General features: G+C 58.0%; 1 protein-coding gene. It reads left to right on the forward strand.

Annotation, left to right across the window (positions count from 1 at the left end):
* The coding region (locus I6F35_RS39690; RefSeq protein WP_225122977.1) for a transposase at nt 1-412 on the forward strand (412 nt) is incomplete at both ends.

Consider the following 412-nt stretch of genomic DNA (forward strand, 5'->3'; position numbering starts at 1 on the left):
TACATCTCGCCCGAAGCGCGGGTGCCGTTGAACCATCCGCTGAGGAAGATTCGGGCGCTGGTCCGTGATGTGCTGAGCGAGTTGAACCGCAGCTTTGGGAAGCTCTATTCGAGCGAAGGGCGCCCCTCGATCCCGCCGGAACAATTGCTGAGCGCGTTGCTGCTGCAGGTGTTCTACGGCATTCGGTCGGAACGACAGCTGATGGAGCAATTGGACTACAATCTGTTGTACCGCTGGTTTGTGGAATTGCCGCCGGACGATCCGGTCTGGGATCCGACCAGCTTCACGAAGAACCGTGAGCGGCTGCAGAACGGCGAGGTGTTTACGAAGTTCATGACCAGGCTCTTGAGCCATCCTCAGGTCAAGCCGCTGTTGTCAGACGAGCACTTTTCGGTGGATGGGACGTTGATTG

This window comes from Bradyrhizobium sp. BRP22 (assembly GCF_020194175.1).
Classification (GTDB): domain Bacteria; phylum Pseudomonadota; class Alphaproteobacteria; order Rhizobiales; family Xanthobacteraceae; genus Bradyrhizobium.